24 protein-coding genes and 1 tRNA gene are annotated in these 24,084 nt (G+C 55.7%); 18 read left to right on the forward strand and 7 right to left on the reverse strand.

The window, feature by feature from the left end:
- Positions 1–100: 100 nt before the first annotated feature.
- Both RUM_RS02880 and RUM_RS02885 read left to right on the forward strand, forming a co-directional pair.
- Positions 101–349: a hypothetical protein gene (locus RUM_RS02880; RefSeq protein WP_015557722.1), complete on the forward strand. Its 249-nt coding sequence runs from the start codon at positions 101–103 to the stop codon at positions 347–349.
- A gap of 3 nt (positions 350–352) precedes the next feature.
- Entirely contained in the window at positions 353–2,431 is a 2,079-nt protein-coding gene (locus tag RUM_RS02885) for a heavy metal translocating P-type ATPase (protein WP_015557723.1), read from the forward strand.
- A 198-nt stretch (positions 2,432–2,629) separates the two neighbouring features.
- Here the strand turns inward: RUM_RS02885 and RUM_RS12310 are convergent, their stop codons facing one another.
- Together RUM_RS12310 and RUM_RS02895 are read right to left on the reverse strand one after the other, a co-directional pair.
- A complete protein-coding gene (locus tag RUM_RS12310; RefSeq protein WP_147645547.1) occupies positions 2,630–3,316 on the reverse strand; it encodes a hypothetical protein in 687 nt (228 codons plus the stop codon).
- 117 nt (positions 3,317–3,433) lie between these two features.
- Positions 3,434–3,509 (reverse strand) — tRNA-Thr (locus RUM_RS02895).
- 186 nt (positions 3,510–3,695) lie between these two features.
- Here RUM_RS02895 and RUM_RS02900 point away from each other — a divergent pair.
- From RUM_RS02900 to aspS, 14 genes are all read left to right on the forward strand, one after another.
- Entirely contained in the window at positions 3,696–4,853 is a 1,158-nt protein-coding gene (locus RUM_RS02900; RefSeq protein ID WP_015557726.1) for a hypothetical protein, read from the forward strand.
- Between the two features lie 267 nt (positions 4,854–5,120).
- On the forward strand, positions 5,121–5,390 hold the full coding sequence (locus RUM_RS02905; protein WP_015557727.1) for a hypothetical protein: 270 nt from the start codon (positions 5,121–5,123) through the stop codon (positions 5,388–5,390).
- 154 nt (positions 5,391–5,544) lie between these two features.
- The gene (locus RUM_RS02910) at positions 5,545–5,916 is read left to right on the forward strand and encodes a cell division protein ZapA (protein ID WP_015557728.1); all 372 of its coding nucleotides are present in this window, start codon (positions 5,545–5,547) and stop codon (positions 5,914–5,916) included.
- Complete coding sequence (locus tag RUM_RS02915) at positions 5,909–7,954, forward strand: peptidase U32 family protein (protein ID WP_015557729.1); 2,046 nt, start codon at positions 5,909–5,911, stop codon at positions 7,952–7,954. The genes RUM_RS02910 and RUM_RS02915 overlap by 8 nt, the downstream gene beginning before the upstream one ends.
- A 9-nt stretch (positions 7,955–7,963) precedes the next feature.
- The gene (gene dut / locus RUM_RS02920; RefSeq protein ID WP_015557730.1) at positions 7,964–8,401 is read left to right on the forward strand and encodes a dUTP diphosphatase; all 438 of its coding nucleotides are present in this window, start codon (positions 7,964–7,966) and stop codon (positions 8,399–8,401) included.
- Positions 8,402–8,410: 9 nt separating this feature from the next.
- Positions 8,411–8,671 carry a DUF4321 domain-containing protein gene (locus RUM_RS02925; RefSeq protein WP_015557731.1) on the forward strand — a complete coding sequence of 87 codons (261 nt, stop codon included), beginning with the start codon at positions 8,411–8,413 and terminating at the stop codon, positions 8,669–8,671.
- Between the two features lie 130 nt (positions 8,672–8,801).
- On the forward strand, positions 8,802–9,818 hold the full coding sequence (locus RUM_RS02930; RefSeq protein WP_015557732.1) for a rod shape-determining protein: 1,017 nt from the start codon (positions 8,802–8,804) through the stop codon (positions 9,816–9,818).
- A 65-nt stretch (positions 9,819–9,883) separates the two neighbouring features.
- Entirely contained in the window at positions 9,884–10,741 is an 858-nt protein-coding gene (mreC, locus tag RUM_RS02935; protein ID WP_015557733.1) for a rod shape-determining protein MreC, read from the forward strand.
- Positions 10,731–11,276, forward strand: coding sequence for a rod shape-determining protein MreD (mreD, locus tag RUM_RS02940; RefSeq protein ID WP_015557734.1), 546 nt, complete (start codon positions 10,731–10,733; stop codon positions 11,274–11,276). The genes mreC and mreD overlap by 11 nt, the downstream gene beginning before the upstream one ends.
- A 27-nt stretch (positions 11,277–11,303) precedes the next feature.
- Positions 11,304–13,328, forward strand: coding sequence for a peptidoglycan D,D-transpeptidase FtsI family protein (locus RUM_RS02945; RefSeq protein ID WP_015557735.1), 2,025 nt, complete (start codon positions 11,304–11,306; stop codon positions 13,326–13,328).
- Positions 13,329–13,549: 221 nt separating this feature from the next.
- A complete protein-coding gene (locus tag RUM_RS02950) occupies positions 13,550–14,290 on the forward strand; it encodes a nucleotide-binding protein (RefSeq protein WP_015557736.1) in 741 nt (246 codons plus the stop codon).
- 69 nt (positions 14,291–14,359) lie between these two features.
- Entirely contained in the window at positions 14,360–14,764 is a 405-nt protein-coding gene (gene mgsA, locus RUM_RS02955) for a methylglyoxal synthase (protein WP_015557737.1), read from the forward strand.
- Positions 14,765–14,887: 123 nt separating this feature from the next.
- Positions 14,888–16,195, forward strand: coding sequence for a histidine--tRNA ligase (hisS, locus tag RUM_RS02960; RefSeq protein WP_015557738.1), 1,308 nt, complete (start codon positions 14,888–14,890; stop codon positions 16,193–16,195).
- A 57-nt stretch (positions 16,196–16,252) separates the two neighbouring features.
- Positions 16,253–18,016, forward strand: a complete 1,764-nt coding sequence (aspS, locus tag RUM_RS02965; RefSeq protein ID WP_015557739.1) for an aspartate--tRNA ligase — start codon at positions 16,253–16,255, stop codon at positions 18,014–18,016.
- Positions 18,017–18,089: 73 nt separating this feature from the next.
- Here the strand turns inward: aspS and ispE are convergent, their stop codons facing one another.
- From ispE to RUM_RS02985, 4 genes are read right to left on the reverse strand one after another with little or no spacing between them, the layout of a single operon-like run.
- On the reverse strand, positions 18,090–18,968 hold the full coding sequence (gene ispE, locus RUM_RS02970) for a 4-(cytidine 5'-diphospho)-2-C-methyl-D-erythritol kinase (RefSeq protein WP_015557740.1): 879 nt from the start codon (positions 18,966–18,968) through the stop codon (positions 18,090–18,092).
- On the reverse strand, positions 18,965–20,143 hold the full coding sequence (locus RUM_RS02975) for an aminotransferase class I/II-fold pyridoxal phosphate-dependent enzyme (RefSeq protein WP_041326537.1): 1,179 nt from the start codon (positions 20,141–20,143) through the stop codon (positions 18,965–18,967). The genes ispE and RUM_RS02975 overlap by 4 nt, the downstream gene beginning before the upstream one ends.
- A complete protein-coding gene (locus RUM_RS02980) occupies positions 20,143–20,622 on the reverse strand; it encodes an Lrp/AsnC family transcriptional regulator (RefSeq protein ID WP_015557741.1) in 480 nt (159 codons plus the stop codon). The genes RUM_RS02975 and RUM_RS02980 overlap by 1 nt, the downstream gene beginning before the upstream one ends.
- Positions 20,623–20,640: 18 nt before the next feature.
- On the reverse strand, positions 20,641–21,483 hold the full coding sequence (locus RUM_RS02985; RefSeq protein ID WP_015557742.1) for a histidinol-phosphatase HisJ family protein: 843 nt from the start codon (positions 21,481–21,483) through the stop codon (positions 20,641–20,643).
- Between the two features lie 187 nt (positions 21,484–21,670).
- On the opposite strand from RUM_RS02985, the gene RUM_RS02990 reads away from it, so the two are divergent.
- Together RUM_RS02990 and RUM_RS02995 are read left to right on the forward strand one after the other, a co-directional pair.
- Complete coding sequence (locus RUM_RS02990; RefSeq protein WP_015557743.1) at positions 21,671–21,940, forward strand: ACT domain-containing protein; 270 nt, start codon at positions 21,671–21,673, stop codon at positions 21,938–21,940.
- Between the two features lie 18 nt (positions 21,941–21,958).
- Positions 21,959–23,317 (forward strand): PFL family protein, encoded by a 1,359-nt coding sequence (locus tag RUM_RS02995; RefSeq protein WP_015557744.1) that lies wholly within the window; start codon positions 21,959–21,961, stop codon positions 23,315–23,317.
- Positions 23,318–23,347: 30 nt separating this feature from the next.
- Here RUM_RS02995 and pflA read toward each other — a convergent pair whose 3' ends face one another.
- The gene (gene pflA, locus RUM_RS03000; RefSeq protein ID WP_015557745.1) at positions 23,348–24,073 is read right to left on the reverse strand and encodes a pyruvate formate-lyase-activating protein; all 726 of its coding nucleotides are present in this window, start codon (positions 24,071–24,073) and stop codon (positions 23,348–23,350) included.
- Positions 24,074–24,084: the final 11 nt, after the last annotated feature.

Raw genomic sequence — 24,084 nt, forward strand, 5'->3', positions numbered from 1 at the left:
TTGTGCTACAATAAAGGCAGAAACGGGTTAGCGATTGCTAATCTTTTTCTGTCATTTTTTATCGCTTTTTGGCGAACTATGTAGAAAAGAGGATGAAATCATGAAAAACTTTCTGAAGGATGAAAAGACCCGTTATTTTGCAATCGGCGTACTGGCGGCAACAGCAGGCGTAAAGTTCCTGAAGAGCCGGGTTTTCCATGACGGCTGTGTGAAGGCAGTTGCCGGCGGCATGAAGCTCCGGGAGGATGCAGCAGCGTCTTTGACCAGGATCAAGGAGGATGCTGAGGATATCCGGTTTGACGAAAAGGCAGAAGCAGCCTGTGCGGAGAACTGCGGGAAAGAAGCATAAACCATGCAGTACACCATTGCGTATGATAACCACAATCGTCTGCGTCTGCGCTGCGGGGACTATGTTCTGACCCGGGAAAAAGCCAACGGTTTGACGGAGCAGCTGCTGGAGCTGCAGGGTGTACGCACTGCCCAGGTGAATTTCCGCACCGGCAGCATCCTTGTAACCTATACCCCCGGCGCCCGGCAGGAGATTCTTGCCTGGGTTGGGGGCTTGCAGCGTTCTCAGATCCCGGAGGTGGGGCTTACTGCGGCAGAACAGGCGGACGATGAATTCCGCCGGGATCTGGAGCAGATGCTGGCAGGGCGGTTGCTGCGAAAGCTGATTCCGTCTCCCATCCGGAATCTGATGACCATTTACCGGGCGGTCAAGTACATCCTCCGGGCGCTGGACACATTGTTACGGTTTGAAATGGATATTTCCGTGCTGGATGGCGTATCCATCGGCGTATCTATCGCTCAGGGACACTTCAAGACTGCCTCCTCCGTCATGTTCCTGCTGGCGGTATCCGACCGGCTGGAGGCGTACACCAAAAAGCGTACCCGGCTTGCATTGTCCGAGCAGCTGTCGCTGAATGTGGACAGTGTATGGCTTCGCTGCGGAGCGGACAGCGTCAAGGTGCCCTTTGACCGGGTGCAGGTGGGAGATCAGGTCATTGTCCGGACGGGCAGCGTAATCCCCTTTGACGGAACAGTCTGCGATGAGGAGGGTATGGTGAACCAGGCCACCATGACCGGCGAATCCGAAGCGGTACATAAAAAGCCCGGGGACAGCGTGTTTGCCGGCACTACGGTGGAAGCAGGAACCCTTGTGGTAGAGGTCAGAAGCCTTGCGGCGGATTCCCGGCTCAACCAGATTATCAGTCTGATCGATGAATCCGAAAATCTGAAGGCAGGGGTGCAAAGCAAGGCAGAGCATCTGGCGGACGCCATTGTACCCTACAGCTTTCTGGGATTCGGACTGGTCTGGCTGCTCAGCGGCAATCTGACCAAGGCACTGTCGGTGCTGATGGTGGATTTCTCCTGTGCCATCAAGCTGTCCACCCCCATTTCCGTGATCTCTGCGATGCGGGAGGCTGCGGAGTATGGTGCTACCGTCAAGGGCGGCAAGTATCTGGAGGCGTTTGCTGAGGCGGATGCCATTGTATTTGACAAAACCGGTACTCTGACCAATGCCAGCCCGGAGGTTTCCGATGTGATCTGCTTCAACGGCTTTGAACGGGATGAGGTACTGACCACGGCTGCATGCCTGGAGGAGCATTTCCCACATAGTATGGCTGTGGCAGTGGTCAAGAAGGCTGCGGCAGAGGGACTGCTGCACGAGGAGCGCCACGCCGAAGTGGAATATCTGGTGGCACACGGCATTGTGACCCATTACGGCGGCAATCGTGCCATCATCGGCTCGGAGCATTTTGTGTTTGAGGACGAGGGCATCCCACGGACGCCGGAGCAGACCGCACTGATGCGGGAAAAGGCAGCAGGCGGCTCAGCGATATTTCTGGCGATCGGCGGTCAATTGGCAGGTATGCTGGTGATTGATGATCCGGTGCGCCGGGAGGCAAAGGATGTGATTCGGGCACTGCGCAGCAGGGGCATCCACCGGATCTGCATGCTGACCGGAGATGCGGAATCCGCAGCGGCTCGGGTCAGCCGGGAGCTGGGCATTGATAAATATGTAGCGCAGGTGCTGCCGGAGCATAAGAGCGAGTTTGTGAAAAAGCTGCAACAGGAGGGCTTCCGGGTCATCATGACCGGGGATGGGGTGAACGATACCCCTGCCCTTGCGGCGGCGGATGTGTCCGTAGCCATGAGCGACGGCTCGGATATTGCCCGGGAGGTGGCGGACGTTACCCTGTGTCGGGATGATATTACGGTGCTGGTCACTGTCCGGGAGATCAGCGAAAAGCTGATGCACCGGATCTCCTCCAACTATCGGTTCATTGCCGGATTCAATGCGGCGCTGATCCTGCTTGGCGTAGTGGGCGCACTGCCGCCGGGGATTTCTGCACTGCTGCACAATGGCTCTACCATGCTGATTGCGGCAAAGAGCATGACTCGATTAACGGAGCGGCAGATGGATTGAGCGCATATCGAAGCTTGGAATCAATCAAAGGGACGGTTTTTGCCGTCCCTTTGGCATGCCCAAAACTTTGCTTCAGATGGTGATCGGATCTCTGCATGAGGAATGTAAAGGGGGAACATATCTATGCTGTTTTTGGTGATCGAACAAAGCTATAATATTTATCATGCCAAATGAATGTTCATCTAGTGTGTGAATCATTTAATTGTGTTGTTTCTCTTCCCACCGTTTTACTCGTTTTCTAAGAAAACCAAACCAAATAATTACTGTTAAAATTGGAATACTCAATAGCATCCATGGTCTAAAAGAGGTGTTTTCTGTTACCGCATAATCTTCATTACTTTCATTATCTTTATACCTAAGGTTCCCGTATTGCAGATAGTATCGTCCTTTATCTGTTATCAGTTCGTCTTCATGCATTTCAAGTTCGCCCCAGAATTTCTCTGTATTATCAGTAACTGGACAGCTATAAAGTTGGTAATCCTCATATCCGTTTATCATAACAAGGTCATATTTTGAACCACAATCACTTGATAAGTTCAGATATATAAGTAATGTATTTTTATCCCATTGCAAAATTACCTTGGTTCGTGTAAGATTCGTATAAATCGCAAAATCAAAGTTGCCGTATTCATCGTAAACATTAATATTAGACGGATTAATACAAGTTGCTATTTTACCATTATCAGAAACGTCAAATGATTTTATAGTTCCTGTTGCTTCATTTGTCGAAAATTCAAAATCAAATCTGCTCTGCTTGGAATCATATTTTTCTGTTACCAACCCTTCACTATTAGCTTCCACAATCATCCGAGAAGGTAAAGATATTATTGACGCAAATGCTATAGCACAGACAACGAAAGCAATTATAATTTTATAATTTCTCATACAGTTCACCATTATCAATGTTTCTGCCAGTTTTGGCAGCTCATAAAATGCCCCCTTGCCCATAAAAAAGAAGCACGACTGTCCGGATACAATTGCATCGGAACCATCGTGCTTTCCTGGAGCTAGTGACGGGATTCGAACCTGCGACCTGCGCATTACGAATGCGCTGCACTACCAGCTGTGCTACACTAGCATAAAATGAACACTATTATTTTACCACAAAATCCGGAATTGTCAAGAGGGAACGCTGAAAAAATGAAAATTTCAAAAAATTTGTGTGGGGAATTGAAATTCCCCGGCGCATGTGATATAATATGAATTGTGTAATGTTTGCGGCGTTTGCCGGTAGAATAAAAGAATACAACAATCGGAGGGTCTTATGGCGCACAAGAGAAAAAAGCTGGTCTCCAGCCTGGCTGTTTTTATGATTATTATCTGCGTGCTTTGCATCGCAGCAGGTCTGACTTCCAATCTGATGTTCGGTGGGCGGAATGCCTCCCCTACAGTGGCGGGGTATCAGATCTATCTGAACCGGACGGCGGACATGCAGCCTCTGGTGACCCAGAATGCGGCAGTGTTCGTCCAGGCACAGCATGACTACGCCAAGGAAAATGTGGTGCTTTACACCAACAGTGCCGGGGACAAGACCATTGGCCGGATCAGTCTGATCTCTGCGGATACGGAAGGCTCGGACGCAAAGATCATTTACTACCTGAACAATGCCAGCGGCACGGAAACCGCCGAGATCGAGAAAAATTCCATCATCGGCTTGTGCCGCTTTGAAAATATCGCCATTGGCAGTGCGCTGCTGGTGATGACAGGTACCTGGGGCATCATTCTGCTGATTGCACTGCCCTGTGTAATTCTTTTGATTTATGTGATTTCCCGGTTCATTGCAGCAAACGCAGAGGACGAAGAGGAAGAGGAGGAGCATGACCGGACTGTCAAGACCAGAAAGAAGCCCCAGTCTCCTTTGTTCAATGCGGACAGTGCAAAGCATGCGGATGAGGATTTCGCAGAGCGGAAGGCGAGCCTTGCGGAGCATTTCCACCAGAAGGGGGCGGATGCTTCCAAGAAGAAAAAGCACAAGTCCGAATCCAGACAGAAGCCGGCGGATGCAGAGGCGTCCAGACAGCGGCGGGCAAAGATCGAGGAAGCGGAGCGTCTGCTTGCCCGGGAGGATTCCCGCAAAAAGGGCGAACAGGATTATGCCCAGGAGAATGAGACGGACGGCGACGGCAATGACATGGACGCACGGGTAGCAGCCATCAAGCGGGCAATGCGCCAGCGGGCGGAGGAGCGTGAGCGGATCCAGGCAGAGGAGGAACAGCGGATCGCAGCTTCCAAGGCGAAGCAGCATGCAGCTCAGCAGCAGTCGAAACAGGAAGCACCCAAGGCGGCAGAAAAATCTCCGGTAAAAACAGCTGCCCCCACGGCATCCAGAACGGCGCCCCGGCGGCCGGCACGATCCTCTGCGCCTATGGATTTTGAAGAGCTGATGAGACAGCTTGACGAGGAGAAAAAGAAGCTGAGTTAAGGCAACATCGCACAAAGAATGCGTGGTAGATGTGCCAACAGATTTTTCGTCAGATTGCATAGAAACGACGCAGGAATACTGGCGTATTGCAAGGAGTTTCTGTGTGATATGACGGAAAATTCGTCAGCAGATGCTACGCAAAGCCGACAGGCGGGCTTTGTGCGGTGTTGCCTTAAGAAGCATGCAGAAGACGTGCTATGCCTGTGTGAACGCTGCCGTATGTATATGCGGCGGCGTTTTTTCAGCGCAGCTGCCTGGGGAGGACGTATGGGAAAGCTGGTGCAGCGGTATATTGTGCGGCTGACTTACCGTGGAGAACAACGGTATCTGTACACACGCCGGGCTGCAGTGGGGGATCCGGCACTGGCAAGATCCTTTGCCCGGCGGCATGCCGCAGAGCAGTTTTACGCAGAATGCGTGTTCCGCAGTCCCGGCGTGGTGGGAGAAGTCCTGTCGGTTTGGCTGGAGCAGAAGCATGACCGGCGCTCGGGCGGGACTGTGTATTATGTACCGCCGGAGCAGGATAAAAAAATCTGATAAAAAACATAAAAAGCACTTTCCAAACCTACAGGAATGTTGTATAATAAATATATATGTGTAGGCAACGCCGTGGAAAGCCTGGCTGAGGACTTTGTACGGTATTCCCTATGATTTCCGGGAATGGGGTTCCCGTGCGAAAGGAAAAAGAGCTATGCTAAATCGTGTAAAGGTCGTAATCTGTGGAAAGGAATATGTGGTGCAGACGGAAGAAGCACCCAGCTATGTATATAGCCTTGCCAAGACGCTGGAAAAGAAAATTTTGAGCATTACGGAGACCAACACCCGGGTCTCTGCCCACCATGCGGCAGTGATGGTTGCGCTTTCTACCCTGGATGAGCTGAGCAAATCCACCGCCAACGTAGAAACCATCCGGGCGCAGGTCAAGGAATATGTGGATGAAGCCGGAAAGGCACGGATCGAGCGGGATCTGGCGCTGCGTGAAAACGAATCTCTGAAGGCGAAGATCGCCCAGCTGGAGAACATCGTCAAGCTCAAGTCCCTGAAGGACAGCCTGGATGGCTGATCGGCTGCCGGAGCTGCTGGCGCCTGCCGGTGGTCCGGATGCATTACTGGCTGCCCTTCGGTGCGGCGCAGATGCAGTATATGTCGGGGCGTGGGATTTTTCCGCCCGGCAAAGTGCGGAAAACTTTGACGCAGCCGCTTTGCAGGAAGCATGCAGATTGTGCCACCTGTACGGCGCAAAGCTGTATCTGGCGGTGAATACCCTGGTATTCGACAATCAGTTTGTCCTGCTGGATGCTTTGATCCGGCAGGCAGCGGAGGCAGGGGTGGACGCTTTTATCATGCAGGATCTGGGTGCCATTGCCCGGGTGCGGCAGATCTGCCCCACCATGCCCATCCATGCTTCCACCCAGATGACCATCCACACAGTGCAGGGAGCTTTGGAGGCTGCCCGGCTGGGGATCCGCCGGGTGGTGGCGGCACGGGAGCTGTCCTGCAAGGAACTGGAGACCCTTTGCAGCACCGGCATGGAGATCGAGGTATTCTGCCACGGTGCGCTGTGCATGTCCGTGTCCGGTCAATGCTACCTGTCCGCCATGGTTGGCTCCAGAAGTGCCAACCGGGGCAGATGCGCCCAGGCGTGCCGGCTACCCTTTACCAGCTGCGGCGACCCGGAGGCGTGTACCCTGTCCTTGAAGGATCTTTGCAGTGTGCAGCAGATCCCGGCACTGGTGCAGATGGGGGTTGCATCCCTTAAGATCGAGGGGCGGATGAAGCGGCCGGAGTATGTAGCGGCGGCAGTCACCGCCTACCGGCAGGCGCTCCAGGGTCAACCGGTGGATCTGGAGCAGCTGCGGGCGGTGTTTTCCCGGAGCGGCTTTACAGATGGATACCTGACCGGAAAGCGGCAGAAGATGTTCGGCATCCGCAGCCGGGAGGATGTGACGGCGGCAAAACAGGTGCTGCCAAAGCTGCAAAGCCTGTATGCAAAGCCCGGCAAGCGTGCCGCTCTGCATGCAAAGCTGGAACTGGCGGCAGGACAGTCTGCCCGGTTGACCCTGGCGGACGATGCGGGGCATATTGCCTGTGTGGAAGGGGATGTCCCGGAGCCTGCCCGGACTGCTGCGTTGGACGTACAGCGTCTGGAACGGCAGCTTTCCAAGCTCGGGGATACTATTTACACCCTGGCGCATACAGAACTGACCGGGGAACAGGGGCTGATGTTGTCCGCTGGCAGTCTGAACGCCATGCGCCGGGCTGGAGTGCAGCAGTTGGATGCTGCACGGATTCGGGACAACACCCCGGTACATACCCTTGCCTGGTCGGAGCCTATGCCCATCCATCCTGCACGGACGGAGGCGTGGGGGCTGCACATTCACGCAAGAGAGGCGGCACAGTTCAGCCGGATCCCGTCGGAGCAGTATGCACTGGCGGGATTGCCCCTGGAGCAATGGCAGCCGGACAGCCTGATACCCATGGAAAAGCGAATGCTGATGCTTCCCCGGTTCATAGAGGATGAAGCGGGACTGATGTCCCGGCTGGAGGAAATGTACAGCAAGGGCTACCGACATCTTTTGTGCAGCAATCTGGCGCATATCGCCCTGGGCAGACAGTTGGGCTTTGTGCTTCACGGGGATTTCGGGCTGCATGTCGCCAATAGTGCCGCCGCAGATGCTTACAGTCAACTTGGGCTTTCGGATCTGATCCTGTCTGTGGAACTGAAACGGGGCGCCATGCAGCAGCTGCACAGTCCGGTACCATCCGGGGCGGTGCTTTACGGCAGATTGCCCTTGATGCTGATGCGAAACTGCCCCATCCGCAATGAGGTGGGCTGCAAACAGTGCGGACATGCTCTCACTGATCGGACGGGGAGAAGCTTTCCGGTGTATTGCACCGGGGGTTATGCGGAGCTGCTGAATGCGGAGCCTGTTTACCTGGCGGACCGGCTGGAGGAATGGAATCGGATGGGATTCGGCGTGCTGCTGTTTACCACGGAGTCGCCGGAGCAGACAGCCCGGATCATAGAACAGTACCGGACAGGGCATGCCGTCCTGCCGGAGCGATATACCCGGGGGCTTGCCTACCGGGGGGTGCAGTAAGGAGTATTTATGAAATTACAGATCATGCGCCTGCGGCCGGAGGCGATCCTGCCGGAGCAGCAGACCCCGGGCAGTGCCGGGTACGATCTTTCCGCCTGTTTGACGGAGGATCTGGTGATTGAGCCGGGTGACTGCGTGCCGGTGTCTACGGGCATCGCCCTGTGTCCCGACCGGCAGGATGTGGTGCTGTTGGTATATGCCCGCTCCGGGCTTGCCACCAAGCACGGCGTATCCATGGCCAACGGGGTGGGCGTCATCGACAGCGACTACCGGGGTGAGGTGCTGGTGCCACTGGTGAATCGGGGGAGGGAGCCCTTCCGGATCACACCGGGTATGCGGATCGCTCAGCTTGTGGTAACGCCGGTGCTGCTGCCCCGGACAGAAGAAGTACAGCAGCTGCCGGATTCCGCACGGGGTGCCGGCGGATTCGGCTCTACTGGAGCATAGGAGGACGGAATGAAAAATAAACTGGTATTGTTATTTATGATCGTAACCGCAGCCGTGCTTGGAGGATTGCTGGGGAATCTGTGCGAGGGGGTATACGGGGTCAGCTGGCTTGCCTATTCCAAAGCCATCGGTCTGGATGCTACCACCCTGAACCTGAGCGTATTTGACCTGACCTTCGGGATTCATTTCCAGCTCAATGTGGCGCAGATCATTCTGCTGGCAGTGGCGCTGTTCGTATCCCCCAAGATCGCAAACGCCATTCAGACCTGAAACAGCAGCGCTGCGGTTTTTTGTCGGAAAAAGGATTGTGTATCCACCGGAATGGTGGTATAATAATGAGAGTTAGGCGGTTCGTACCGCACACAGAGAGAGCAAAAGAACCGGATGAAGGAGAAAACAGATGTTTACAAGGGACATTGGGATCGACCTGGGGACAGCAAATACCCTTGTGTATTTGCGGGGAAAGGGCATTATCATTCGTGAGCCCTCCGTAGTGGCAGTCAATACCCGCACGGATCAGGCGCGTTATGTGGGCAAGGAAGCAAAGGAAGTCATCGGCAGGACTCCCGGCTCCATTGTGGCAGTGCGCCCTCTGAAGGACGGTGTCATTGCGGATTTTGACATTACCACCACCATGCTGCAGGAGTTTATCCGCAAGGCGTTGCAGGGTACCATCTTCACCAAGGCACGGGTCATTATCTGCATTCCCTCCGGGGTTACGGCGGTGGAACGCCGTGCAGTCAAGGAGGCGGCGGAAAAAGCTGGCGCCAAGCGGGTGAATATCATTGAGGAGCCAATGGCAGCAGCCATCGGTGCAGGTCTGCCTACCCTGGATGCCACCGGCAGCATGATCGTGGACATCGGCGGCGGCACCAGTGAGGTGGCAGTGATTTCTCTGGGGGGTATTGTAACCTCCCGTTCCGTGCGGATGGCAGGGGATGAATTTGACAACGCCATTGTCAATTACATCCGCCGCAAGTACAATCTGCTGATCGGGGAGCGGACGGCGGAAAACATCAAGCTGGAGATCGGTTCGGCGTTTCCAAGCGAGCAGGAGTCCAGCATGGAGATCAAGGGGCGGAATCTGCTGAACGGCCTGCCGGAGAATATTACCATTACCTCGGCGGAGGTGCGGGACGCTTTGGCGGAACCCTTGTCCCGGGTCATCGAGGCCATTAAGATCACCCTGGAAAAGACTCCGCCGGAGCTTTCAGCAGATATCATCGACCAGGGCATTACCCTTGCGGGCGGCGGCGCACTGCTCCGGGGGCTGGATAAGCTCATCAACCGGGAAACCGGCATGCCTGTGTATGTGGCGGAGTATCCCCTGGATTGCGTGGCAGAGGGCACCGGCAGGATCCTGGAAAATCTGGAGAAATACCGGGATCTGCTTACGGAAGAAGTGCGGTATTACTAAACGCATGGGGCGAGAAGCATCTCGCCCTTTTCGGGTTTCCATAGACAACCGGAAGGAGTCAGGGCATGAGCGAATTTTTTCGCAGTTTTAAATTTAAGATCATCCTGGGCGTGCTGGCATTGCTGCTGGGGGTCGTGCTGTATGCGGTGACCCGGGGCGGCAGCACCACCTGGCTGTCCCAGGGGTTCGGTGTTGTATTCAACCCGGTGCGGCAGGCGTTTACCGCCGTTTCCAATCAAATCGAAGGGGGCGTTGACACCATCCTCAACGCCCAGGAATACTACAACGAAAACCAGGAGCTGCGGGCGCAGATCGGCTCGCTGAACAGCCAGCTGGTGGATTATGAGAACACCAAGGAGGAGCTGGCGGAGCTGCGGAAGTTCCTGGGTATCAAGGAGGAGCATCCGGACTTTGTGCATTCCGCACCCTGCCACCTGATCTCCTATGTGACCAACGATCCCTACGGTGCGTTCGTCATTGACCGGGGCAGGGAGGACGGGATCTCCGTCAATGACCCGGTGATGACCGGTGAAGGTCTGGTGGGCGTTATCACAGAGGTGGCGGATACTTACGCTACTGTGCGTACCATTTTGTCCCCGGATCTGTCCATCGGTGCGGTATGCAACCGGACAAAGGATACGGGCATCGTGGAAGGAAATCTCCGCTATGCGGCAGACGGGAAAACCAAAATGATCTACATGGACAAAACCATGACCATGCAGCAGGGGGATCTGGTCATTACCGCTGGCAGCTCCGGCTTATTTCCCCGGGGCTGCGTCATTGGCAATGTGGCGGAAACCGGCATGGAGGAAAGCGGCTTGTCCGCCTATGCGGTGATCCAGCCGGCAGTGAGCCTGGATCGGATCACCAGCGTGGTGGTGATCCTGGACTTTAACGGCAAGGGGGCTAATTATGACAATTAGTGCCCCCAAGCGCAGCCCCAAACAGGAGCGGTTCTGCATCGCCCTGCGCTGGACGCTGTATGTGCTGCTGCTTGCCCTGTGCTTTGTGCTGCAATGTACCGGCAGGCATCTGAACCCCCTGTATGTGATCCCGGCGGCGGTGTGTATCTCCATGAGCGAAGGGGTGCTGACCGCAGCGGGAGTGGGCATGGTCACCGGTCTGATGATCGACATTTCCTGCGGCAAGCTGCTGGGACTGAACGCCCTGTTTCTGGTATGCGGCTGCGTGTGTACCGCCCTGCTGTTTATGCATCTGCTGCGGCACAACATCATCAATGTGCTGATCGTGACCCTGTTGCTGGCAGCCATGCAGGGGGGGCTGGATTACCTGTTTTACTATTACATGTGGAATTACGACGCTGTGGAAACCGTCTTTGCCCGATGGCATCTGCCGGTGATCTTTCTGACCACCGGAGCAGTGCTGCCCTTGTATCCGATTTTCAAGCTGATCAAGCGCAGGCTGCTGCCTCCTTCGGGCAATGCCAACGAGGCATAAGCACACTGCGGAAAGGAGTATGGATCTATGAAGGAAACCTTGGCACTGCTGGGGGATCGGCTGCGGGCGGCAATTCTTGTGCTGCTGGTGGTGATATCCGTGATCCTGGGGGGATTGCGGCTGATGAAGATCCAGGTGGTCAACGGCACCGCATACCTGGAAAAAGCCCAGTCCACCGCTGTGTATGCCCAACCGGTCAGCGCTGCCCGTGGGGAGATCGTGGACAGTGACGGCAATACCATCGTGGGCAACAAGATTGGCTATAATATCATTGTGGAAAAGGCATACTTCCCGGCGGACAATGGGGCAGGGAATGCTGTTCTGCTGGAGGTTGCCAATCTGTTGAAGGAGCGGGAGCTGGACTGGAATGACACCATGCCCATTACCATGGTAGAGCCATTTTCCTTTCTGAGCGATTCCGAGGAACAGGTGGCAAAGCTGCGCACAACCTTGAATCTGAACACCTATGCCACTGCCCAGAACTGCATGGATAAGCTGATCGGGGACTACGACATTGCGGATACCTATTCTCCCCGGGAGCAGCGGATCATCGCAGGCATCCGGTACGAAATGCTGCTGCGGAGCTTTGCAGTGAACAATCACTACACCTTTGCGGAGGATATCCCGGCGGAGCTTGTGACGCTCATCAAGGAGCGGCGCTTACAGTTGCCGGGCTTTGACGTGATCGAGGAAGCCATCCGCACCGTCAAGCAGGGTGATATCCTGCCCCATGAGATCGGTACTGTGGGCCCCATCTACAGCAAGGAGGAATTTGAGCAGCTGAAGGAAAACGGGCACAGCTATCTGCTGTCGGATACGGTGGGGAAAAGCGGACTGGAACTGGCATTGGAGAAGGAGCTGCGGGGCACGGACGGGGTCAAGGAGATCACCTATGTGAACGGCAAAGTGGCTTCCTCCCAGATCACCCAGGAGGCTGTAGGCGGCAACCGGGTGCAGCTGACGGTGGACAGTGAATTCCAGCGGGGGCTTCAGGGGGTACTGGAGGATATGATGCAGTACCTGCGGGATCTGAACGATCCGGCATATGACGAGGTTTCCGCCGGGGCGCTGGTGGTGCTGGACGTGAAGTCCAATGCGGTGCTGGGTATGGCGACCGCTCCCACCTATAACCTGGAGGATCTGATGAATGACTATCAGTCCGTGCTGAACGGGGAGAACACCCCTCTGGTCAACCGGGCGACGGATGGTTTGTACCGACCCGGCTCCACCTTCAAGACCATCACCGCTACGGCAGGGCTGAATACGGGGATCATCAACGCCGGCTCCACTTATTTCTGTACCAGAAACTATAAGTACTTGGACAGTACGGTGCATTGTACCGGCTACCACTCTGCCATCAATGTGACCCGTGCCATTCAGGTGTCCTGCAACATCTTCTTCTATGAGCTTGCCCAGCGGTTGGGCATCGACACTATTTCCGAGTATGCTACTTACTACGGCTTGGGGCAGTCCCTGGGGCTGGAGTCCGGGGACGCTGCCGGACGGCTGGCAAATCCCCAGACCTTTGAAAAGCTGGAGATGCCCTGGTACGCAGGTTATGTGCTCCAGGCTGCCATCGGTCAGTCCGAGGTGCAGGTAACACCCCTGCAAATGGCGGTGGCGGCATCCACCATTGCCAACGAAGGGGTGCGCTATCGTCCCCACCTGGTGGATGGTGTGTACAACAACGCAGGCACCAAGCTGATCTCTAAGACCGAGCCGGTGATCGCAGAAAAGATCAATGTGCAGTATGACTCGGTGTATCCTCTGATCCGGCAGGGCATGATTCTTGCCGCCCAGAGCACCATGCCGAAGGAGTATTCCCTGACCCACCTGGGGTTTCAGACTGCCATCAAGACCGGTACCCCCCAGTCCCCCCGGGGTACGGACTCCTTTGTGATCGGGTTCGCCCCGGCGGAGGATCCGGAGATTGCATTTGCCGGGGTGATCGAAGGGGGCAATTACGCCAAGTACATGGTGCGCAAGGTGCTGGAGCTGTATGCAGATTGCTATCCGGATACCAAAATCGGTGAACATCTAACAGGCGAATAATTCCATCCACATAAAAAGTTGTGCATAATGCACAAAGACGGTCTGTCGAAACAATGTAACTATACAATTTTTTATTTTTCCCGAAAAGGGGCTTTGACAATCCCGATAAGTATGGTATAATATAGTATGATATACTGTGTAAAGAAAGATCAAATCCGGCTGTCTGCACGCAGGCAGACATGGTTACTGTGCCGGCAAATAGGGGAAAGGAATCTGATACTATGTCAAAAGTAATTGCAGTTACGTCCGGCAAAGGCGGCACGGGCAAATCCTCCATCTGTTCCGGATTGGGGTATACCCTTGCAAAGCAGGGCAGCAGAACCCTGATCATCGAGCTGGATTTCGGTCTGCGCTGTATTGATATCATTTTCGGCATGCAGGGCAAGATCAAGTACGACCTGGGGGATGTGCTTCACAACCGGGTAAAGCCCCTGGATGCTGTAACCCAGGTGCCTATGGCAAGCAACTTGAATATTCTCTGCGCACCGAAGGACCCCTTTGCAAGCGCAACGGTGGAGCAAATCGTGGATATCTGCAAGCAGATCCGAAAATATTTTGACTATATCATCATCGACACCGGTGCCGGCATCAACTCCCATGTATTCGATATCGTGGAACAGGCCAACACCATTCTGGTTGTGACCACGCCGGATCCCATCTGCGTGCGGGATGCCCAGATGATGTCCGATGAATTCTATAACCGTGGCAATAAGCGCCAGCGCCTGATTATCAACAAGGTCAACAAGCGTGCCATCGGCTCGGAACTGGTAAAAAGCCTGGACGAGATCATTGACACCATCGGCGTGCAGCTGATCGGCGTGATCCCGGAGGATTACGAGCTGGTCATCGCCACCGGCAAGGGTCAGCCCATCCCCTCCACTGCGCCCAGCCTGGCGGCATTTGACGCCATTGCCAAGCGGCTCAAGGGCGAGAACGCACCGCTGACCGTGAAAATCAAGTAACAGTCTGCTGCCACTGTGCAGCGGTGTCTGACAGCATCATCGCAAAAAGCGGTAGAAAGGAACGGACTTATGAACATAGCATTGATTGCCCACGACTCCAAGAAGGAACTGATGATCCAGTTCTGTATTGCATACTGCGGTATCCTGTCCCGTCACAACCTGTGCGCCACCGGTACCACCGGCAAGCAGGTCAGCGAGGCTACCGGTCTGCACATTCAGCGATATCTGAGCGGTTCCCAGGGCGGCGATCAGCAGATCTGTGCCCGTATTTCCTGCAACGAGATTGATGTGCTCCTGTTTTTCCGGGATCCCATCAATCCCAAGTCCAACGAACCCAACGATATGAACCTGCTGCGGCTGTGCGACGTACACAACGTACCGGTTGCCACCAATATTGCAACCGCAGAGGCTTTGATCCTGGCACTGGAACGGGGCGACCTGGATTGGCGTGAAATCGGAAATCCCTCCCTGTAAGGCACTGCTGCGGCATATGCAGCCGTTGAATTGCCCCCATGCGGGGCAATTGCTGTTTTGTGCGGCACTGCCCGGACAACACCAATACTTCCCGAAAGGAGCTGCGCAGGGCGCAGGAAAATTATGGCTTTGAATTTAAAACGACCCAACGGCACGGAGGATATTACCCCGGCAAACATCCACAAATGGTACACCGTAGAGCAGGTAGCCCGCAGTGTGGCGCAGTCCTATGGCTTCCGGGAAATCCGCATCCCCACCTTTGAAAACACGGAGCTGTTTCAGCGCTCTGTGGGGGAGACCACGGACGTGGTGCAGAAGGAAATGTACACCGTCATGGCAAAGGAAACGAAGTTTACACTCAGACCGGAGGGCACTGCCGGCACTATCCGTGCGATGCTGCAAAACGGGCTGCTGAATGAGGCACTGCCCCAGAAGGTGTTCTATCTGCTGTCCTGCTTCCGGCATGAACGACCCCAGGCAGGCAGACTCCGGGAATTCCACCAGTTTGGTCTGGAAATGGCAGGAAGTGCAGAGCCTGTTGCGGATGCGGAGGTCATTTCCCTGGCAAAGGCAGTTCTGGATACGCTGGGTCTGAAGGGGATCCAGCTGTACATCAATTCCATCGGCTGCCCCACCTGTCGGGCGGAATACCACAAGGCGCTGCGGGCATACTTTGAAGCCCGGAAGGATCAGCTTTGCGACACCTGTCTGTCCCGATTGGAGAAGAATCCCATGCGGATCCTGGACTGCAAGAGCCCTATTTGCGGAGAGCTTGGAAAGGACGCTCCGGTGATCCTGGATTACCTGTGTGAGGACTGCAAGACCCACTTTGAAAAGCTCCAGGGCTATCTGAAGGCGATGGACATTGATTTTTCCATCAACCCCAAGATCGTCCGGGGTCTGGATTATTACACAAAGACCGTGTTTGAATTCGTCACCACCGACATCGGCGCCCAGGGTACCGTATGCGGCGGCGGCAGATATGACGGACTCATCGAGGAGCTGGGTGGACAGCATCAGCCTGCCCTGGGCTTTGCAATGGGGATTGAGCGGCTGCTGCTGACCATGGAGAGCCAGGGCTGTGACTTCCTGGAACCCAATCACTGCGATCTGTACATTGCCACCATGGATCCGGAAGGGGTCAGCCGTGCCATGCAGTATGCAAACCTGCTGCGGCAGGAGGGCTTCTGGGTGGAATATGACCTGCTGGGTCGCAGCTTCAAGTCCCAGATGAAATATGCGGACAAGATCGGCACCTCTTATCTGCTGGTGCTGGGTGAAAATGAGCTGACCACGGGGAATGCAAACCTGAAGAATATGAAGACCGGAGAGCAGACGCCTCTCCTGCTGGATGACAGCTTTGTGGATTCGTTCACCAATGTTGCTATGTACGGCATGTTTGACGGAGTAATGGACGAGATATCCTTTTAATGGAACAACGGAAAGGAGCATAGTCCGCTTGGGCGGGCGAACAGGATGATGGATACAATGAAGGGCTTGAAACGGACACATTTCTGCGGAGAGGTAAGCCAGATCGGCACGGAGGCTGTGGTATGCGGTTTCGTGCAGAAGGTGCGCAATCTTGGCACCCTGCTGTTTATTGACCTGCGGGATCGTACCGGCGTGGTACAGCTGGCATTCAACGAAACCCAGCAGCCGGAGCTGTTTGCAAAGGCAGAGACCTGCCGGGGCGAGTATGTGCTGATGGCACACGGTACCGTCAAGGAACGGGAGAGCATCAACCACGATATGAAAAACGGCAACGTGGAACTGGTGGTGGATGATCTGCGGATCCTGAACAAGGCGCAGACGCCCCCCTTTGAGATCACAAGCGATACCAAGGTCAACGAGGAGCTGCGGCTCAAGTACCGGTATCTGGATCTGCGCCGGGCACCCCTGCAGCGGAACCTGGTCATGCGGCATCAGATTGCCAAGGCGGCAAGAGAGTATTTCTACGCCAACGATTTTATCGAGATCGAGACCCCTATGATGATGAAATCCACCCCGGAGGGGGCACGGGATTATCTGATTCCCTCCCGGGTGCATCCGGGCAAGTTCTATGCTCTGCCCCAGTCCCCCCAAATCTACAAGCAACTGCTGATGGTTGCAGGCATGGATCGGTACATTCAGCTGGCACGGTGCTTCCGGGATGAGGATCTCCGGGCGGACCGGCAGCCGGAATTCACCCAGATCGACCTGGAAATGTCCTTTGTAGACGTGGAGGATATCCTCCAGATGGCGGAGGGCTTTGTACATCATGTGTTTCAGCAGGTGCTGGGCAGAGAGATTCCCCTGCCCCTGCCCCGTCTGTCCTATGCAGAGGCCATGAACCGGTTTGGCTCTGATAAGCCGGATACCCGATACGGTATGGAGATCCAGGACATCAGCGAATATGTGAAGGACTGCGGCTTTGGGGTATTTACCGGTGCCATCGAAGCCGGGGGCAGCGTCCGTGCCATTGTGGCAAAGCAGGCGGCAGGCACCCTGACCCGGAAAGAGATCGACAAGCTCACGGAAATGGTCAAGGGCATCGGTGCCAAGGGTCTGGCATTCATTCGCTGGGTGGAGGAAAAGCCCAGTTGCTCCTTCGGGAAATTTGTGGGGGAGGACAAGCTCCATGAGATCCTCCAGGCACTGGATTGCCAGCAGGGGGACGTGGTGCTGATCGTGGCAGATAAGAACAAGGTGACTCTGCCGGTACTGGGGGCACTGCGTCAGACCGTGGCACGGAAGCTGGATCTGATCCCGGAGGGGCAGTTCAACTTCCTGTGGATCACCCAGATGCCCTTCTTCGAGTGGGATGAGGACAACAACTGCTGGATGGCAATGCACCACCCCTTCACCATGCCGGAGGATGACTGTCTCCAGTATCTGGACAGCGCCCCGGAAAAGGTCATTGCCAAGGCGTTTGACCTGGTGCTGAACGGCACGGAGCTTTCCTCCGGATCCATTCGTATCACCAACTACGAGCTGCAGCAGAAGATGTTCCAGGCGCTGGGTCTGACCGACGAGGAGATCGAAGCCAAGTTCGGTTTCCTGGTGGAGGCATACCGGTTTGGTGCGCCGCCTCACGGTGGCATGGGTATCGGTCTGGATCGTCTGGCAATGGTGATGCTGGGCGTGGACAGCCTGCGGGATGTAACCGCATTCCCCAAGGTGCAGAACGCCAGCGAGCTGATGTCTGCATGCCCCTCCGCAGTGGACAAGGAAAATCTGGATATTCTGGGCATTGCCGTAACGGAAACGGAATAAGCCCAGGCAGAACGATAAAACAAGCCCGGAAGCGATGGAAAACCGCTTCCGGGCTTTTGCTTGCTTCGATTGGTTAGCTGCGGCTGACGATGCGGATGCTGTGCTTGAGGGTCTTGCACGTCACCGCATAGAGAACTACTGCATGCAGGGCGTTGCAGCATTTCTGTGCCATGAGGCCGGTGTCAAAAATGCCGAACACTGCCGAGCCGCTGCCGGTCATCAAGGCGCATTGCGCCCCCATGTCCATCATGATCTGCTTGATCTGGGTAACCTCCTCCAGGTTTGTGGCGGCTTCAAACAGATTGCCGCACTCGGGAATGGCATCCCAATACCGCCCGTTCCGGAGGAAGTCAATGACCCTTGCGGTATCCGGATGCACCGGATCCGTCAACTGGTCGATCCGCCGGTATGCCTCCGGGGTGGACACACCTGCTTTGCCTTTGGCGATTACCATGGGCAGAGCAGGCATGGGCGGCAAAGGCTCCAGGATCTCTCCCATGCCGGACACATGCATCGTGCCGCCCGTCAGAAAGAAGGGCACGTCCGCCCCCACCTGTGCGGCGATCTCGCACTGCTCCTGCAGGGACATGCGGCAGCCCAGCAGCCAGTTGAGAGCAGCGATTACCGCAGCTCCATCGGAGCTGCCACCGCCCAGACCTGCCTGGGAGGGAATGTGCTTTTCAATGTGAATGTGAATGCCATCCCAGCGATGCGCATGCTTCAGAAACAGCTGAGCCGCCTGGTAGGCGATATTTTTCTGATTGCAAGGGAGATATTTGTTGGTGCTGGATAGGGTGATGCCGGGGGTATCCACCCGAGTCAACGTGAGTGCATCGTAAATGCCAACTGCCTGGAAGACGCTTTCGATGCTGTGATACCCGTCATCCCGCTTGCCCACCACATCCAGAGTCAGATTTACCTTTGCCGGGGTGCGTACCTGGATTTCTCTCATATTTGACCTGCCTTTCCGGAAGCAAGGAATGCCTCGATCCGATCCAGTGCCATCATCAGATGCTTGAGGGAGTATGCGTAGGACACCCGGACAAAGCCCTCGCCACTGTCGCCGAATGCGTTGCCGGGCACCACAGCCACCTTCTGCTGGTTGAGCAGTGCCTCACAGAATGCCTCACTGCTCATGCCGGTGCTGCGGATGCAGGGGAATACATAGAACGCCCCCTCTGGATTGAAGCAGGGGAGTCCGATCTCGTTGAACCGCTCCACCAGGTATCGCCGCCGGATGTTATACTCGTCCACCATCCGGCGCACGTCCTCGTCACAGCTTTGCAGTGCCTGGATGGCAGCGTACTGACTGATGGTGGGGGAGCACATAATGGTATACTGGTGAATTTTCACTGTCTGCTTGATGATGGGTGCGGGGGCAGCCACATACCCCAGCCGCCAGCCGGTCATGGCAAACGCCTTGGAGAAGCCGTTCACCAGAATGGTGCGCTCCTGCATGCCCTCGATCTGGGCGATGGAGCAGTGGGTTCTGCCGTAGGTCAGCTCCGAGTAGATCTCATCGGACAGCACCAGAATGTTGGTGCCCCGGAGCACCTCTGCGATTTTCTCCAGTTCCTCCCGGGTCATGATGGCACCGGTGGGATTGTTGGGGAAGGGTAGTACCAGCAGCTTGGTGCGGGGGGTAATATGACTGCGGAGGATCTCCGGGGTCAGCTTGAAGGAATCCTCCAGACGGGTGGCCATGGGCACGGGTACGCCCCCTGCCAGCCGGACGATGGGAGCATAGCACACGAAGGATGGCTCCACGATCAGAACCTCGTCCCCTGGATTGATGAGGGCACGGATGGAAATATCAATGGCCTCGGAGCCGCCCACAGTAACGATCAGCTCCGTTTTCGGATCGTATGTAATCCCCTGTTTCCGGTTCAGATAATTACAGATCTCCCGGCGCAGATCCAGCAGTCCCGCATTGGCACTGTAAATGATCCGGCGCTTCTCCAGGGTCTGGATGGCAGTACTGCGAACTACCCAAGGGGTCTGGAAATCCGGCTCGCCCACCCCCAGACTGATGACCCCTTCCATGTTTTCCGCCAGATCGAAGAATTTCCGGATACCGGAGGGCTTGATCTGCTGAATGGTGCTGGAAAGCAGCTTTTCGTATTCTATCACGGTGAAACCATACCCCTCTCGTCAATAGGCTCCTGTTCGATGAAGATGCCCTTTTCCTTATAGCGTTTGAGGACGAAGTGGGTGGCAGTGGACAGCACCCCGTCAATGGTGGACAGGCGCTGCGCCACGAACAGGGCAATCACCTTCAGGCTGGAGCCGGTTACGGTAACAGCCAGGTCATAGGCACCGGACATGAGGGATACGCTTTCCACCTCGTCATACATCATCACCGTCTTGGCAAGATCCTCAAAGCCGCAGTCCCGCTTGGGAGTCACCTTCAGTTCAATGAAGGCAGTCACCGTGTCCTTGTTGGCAAGCTCATCGTTAAGCACTACGCTGTAGCCCTTGATGATGCCGTCCTCCTCCAGCTTCTTGATCTGTGCCGCCACCTCTGCCGGGGTGATTCCCAGCATGGCACCCAGCTCCTCGTTGGACAGACGGGCGTTCTGCTTGAGCAAATGCAGTAGTTCGTTCATGTGATAACCTCCTGTTCATCAATCCGCAAGCTTTAAAAACTGCGGTTCGTGTTTTTCAAAGTAGGCGATATTTGTAAATCCGGCTGCCCGGGCAATGTCCAGTCCCTGGGCAATGCCCTTTCCCAGATCCAGATTGGAATGGGCGTCGGAACCGATGGTGAGGATTTCTCCCCCCAGATCCCGGTACAGCTTCAGACATTCCAGATTGGGGAAGGTATCCCCGTATGCCTGCCGCAGACCGGAGGTGTTGATCTCGATGCCCTTGCCCTTGGCAATGACGATCCGGAAGATCTCCGCCAGTTCCTCCCTGTAGGGGGCAAGCTCCAGGTGTATCCCTGCTGCCGCCATATACCGGAGGGCGTAGGTGATATGCCCCAGCACATCGTAGGTATCGGTGCTGGCAAGCCGGGCAATTTCCTGCAAATTTTCATGAAACAGTGCGGCAGCATCCACCTTGCTGTAATCCAGAAAGGCGAAATCATCCCAGCCGGGTAGCTGGTGCATGGAGCCGATGACGAAATCCAGCCGCACGTCTGCGTATACATGCTCCGCCAGTGCAAGCTCATGGGTGGCTTGTCCCAACTCAATGCCGCACAGCAGCTTCACCCCGGCGGGGGTATGAGCCTTGGCGGCGGTGTTCTCCTGCATGGACAGCTCAAAGTCCCTGCTGAAATCGTAGGTATCATAGCCGTTTGGCTCCACGCCGTAGTGGGCAAGGCTGAAGAATCGGTTGACCTCGCAGTGATCCGTCACCGCCAGCACGCCGATGCCCAGCTCTGCCGCCCGGGCGCATCGCTCCAGGACGCTTTCGTTTTCCCCGTCCGGAGAATTGTGGGTGTGATTGTGGCAATCTATCAGCATAGCATCTCATCCTTTGGTGTGGGTTTTCTCTATTATATCATATATTTGCGGAAAGGAAAAGTAGCAGCAGAAAAAAATTGCACCGGGGCACGGACGAAAAATTGTGCAAAGGGCTTTCTTTTTCCTTGGGCTTGTGGTATACTAATATAGAACGTCATGTTTGAAACTGAATCTGGAGGATTTACATATGAGAGCGGTTGTAACTGTAATCGGCAAAGACAATGTAGGCATTCTGCATCAGGTCAGCGGCATTTGCGCTGAGTACCGGGCAAATGTGATCGAGGTGACCCAGAGCGTGCTGCAGGATCTGTTCGCTATGATCATGCTGGTGGACATTTCCGCTATGACCACGGATTTTGCCGTGCTGTCTGACCGGATGAACCAGCTGGGAGAAGAACTGGGTCTGTCCATTCACACCATGCACGAGGACATTTTTAATTCCATGCACCGGATCTGATGGGAAAGGACTGCTGATATGCTGAATGTATACGATATTCTCGAAACCATCCGCATGATCCAGGACGAGTGCCTGGACATCCGTACCATCACCATGGGCATTTCCCTGCTGGACTGTATCGATCCGGACATTGACCGTGCCTGTGAAAAGGTGTATGAAAAGATCACCACCCGGGCAAAGAATCTGGTGTCCGTGGGGCAACAGATCGAGACCGAGTACGGCATTCCCATCATCAACAAGCGGATCTCCGTGACCCCCATTGCCATGCTCTGCGGCGCATGCAAGGGGGGCGACCCGGTGAAGTTCGCAAAGGCATTGCAGCGTGCGGCGGACGCTTGTGGGGTCAACTTCATCGGCGGTTATTCCGCACTGGTGCAGAAGGGCTTTTCCGCCGGGGATCTGGAGCTGATCCATTCCATCCCGGAGGCTCTGGATGTGACCACAAATCTTTGCTCCTCCGTCAACATCGGCTCCAGCAAGGCAGGCATCAATATGGACGCAGTTGCCCTGATGGGCGGTATCATCCGCCAGTCTGCGGAGCTGACTGCGGATCGGCAGTGCGTAGGCCCCTCCAAGCTGGTGGTGCTGTGCAATGCACCGGAGGATAACCCCTTTATGGCTGGTGCGTTCCACGGGGTGGGAGAGCCGGACTGCGTCATCAACGTGGGTGTATCCGGCCCCGGCGTGGTACGGGCAGCCCTTGCAAAGCACCCGGATGCCAGCATCAACGAAATCGCTGATATCATTAAAAAGACCGCCTTTAAGATCACCCGGATGGGTCAGCTGGTGGGAGCACGGGCTTCCGAAATGCTGGATGTGCCCTTCGGCATCGTGGATCTGTCCCTGGCACCCACTCCGGCAGTGGGGGACAGCGTTGCCCATATTCTGGAGGAGATCGGTCTGGAGTGCTGCGGCACCCACGGTACCACGGCGGCTCTGGCGCTGCTCAATGACGCAGTGAAGAAGGGCGGCGTAATGGCATCCTCCAACGTAGGTGGTCTGTCCGGTGCTTTCATTCCCGTGTCCGAGGATGCAGGCATGATCGCTGCCGCAGAAAACGGCACCCTGCGGCTGGAAAAGCTGGAGGCTATGACTGCGGTATGCTCCGTGGGTCTGGACATGGTTGTGGTTCCGGGGGATACCCCGGCGGAGACTATTTCTGCCATCATCGCAGACGAGGCTGCCATCGGCATGGTGAACAACAAGACCACGGCGGTGCGGCTGATCCCTGCCATCGGCAAGAAGGAAGGGGATATCCTGGAGTTTGGCGGTCTGTTCGGCAGCGGCCCCATTATGCAGATCAATCGGAAGTCCCCGGCAAAGTTCATTGCCCGGGGCGGCAGGATCCCGGCGCCCATGCACAGCATCAAGAACTGATTCCACATACAAACAGAACCCCTGCTGCGGTCATTCCGCAGCAGGGGTTTTCTGCTTAGTAAAGAATCCGTTTGCCATGGCGATCTCGTCATCCGTAGGCGTCGGGGTATCCGCCAGCTTGCAGGGGATCCCCAGAGCTTCCCACTTGTACAGCCCCATGGTATGATAGGGCAGCAGCTCCACCCGTTTTACGCATCGGTAGCCGGACAGCTTTTCCGCCAGTCGCCGGAGCTTGTCCGGATTCAGGGTATAGCCGGGCACCAGCACATGCCGGATCCATACCTCCTTGCCGGTCTGTTCGCAGTGATCCAGAGTGGCAAGGGCGTTTTCGTTGGTTTTTCCGGTCAGCGTCCGGCAATCCTCCGGGTCAATGTCCTTGATGTCCAGCAGAAGCATGTTCGCCAGATCAATGGCATGCCGGGACTGGGACAGGGGAATGGAGCCGCTGGTGTCAATGGCGGTGTGGAAGCCCTCCTGCCGGCAAAGCGTCAGCAGCTCCTCACAGAATGCAGGCTGCATCAAAGGCTCTCCGCCGGAAAGGGTCACGCCTCCCCGCAGCAGAAAGCTGCGCTCACTGCGGATCTTCTCCATTACCTGGGGCGGCGTCATGCACAGAGTCTGCTTCTGCTCCCAGGTATCTGGATTGTGACAGTACAGGCACCGGAGGGGACAGCCGGACAGAAATACCACAAAGCGGATGCCGGGGCCGTCCACTGCGCCGAAGCTTTCCAGGGAATGCAGATAGCCGGTGGTCATGGGGATTCCTC

It is taken from the genome of Ruminococcus champanellensis 18P13 = JCM 17042 (genome assembly GCF_000210095.1).
In the GTDB taxonomy this organism is placed as follows: Bacteria; Bacillota; Clostridia; order Oscillospirales; family Ruminococcaceae; genus Ruminococcus_F; species Ruminococcus_F champanellensis.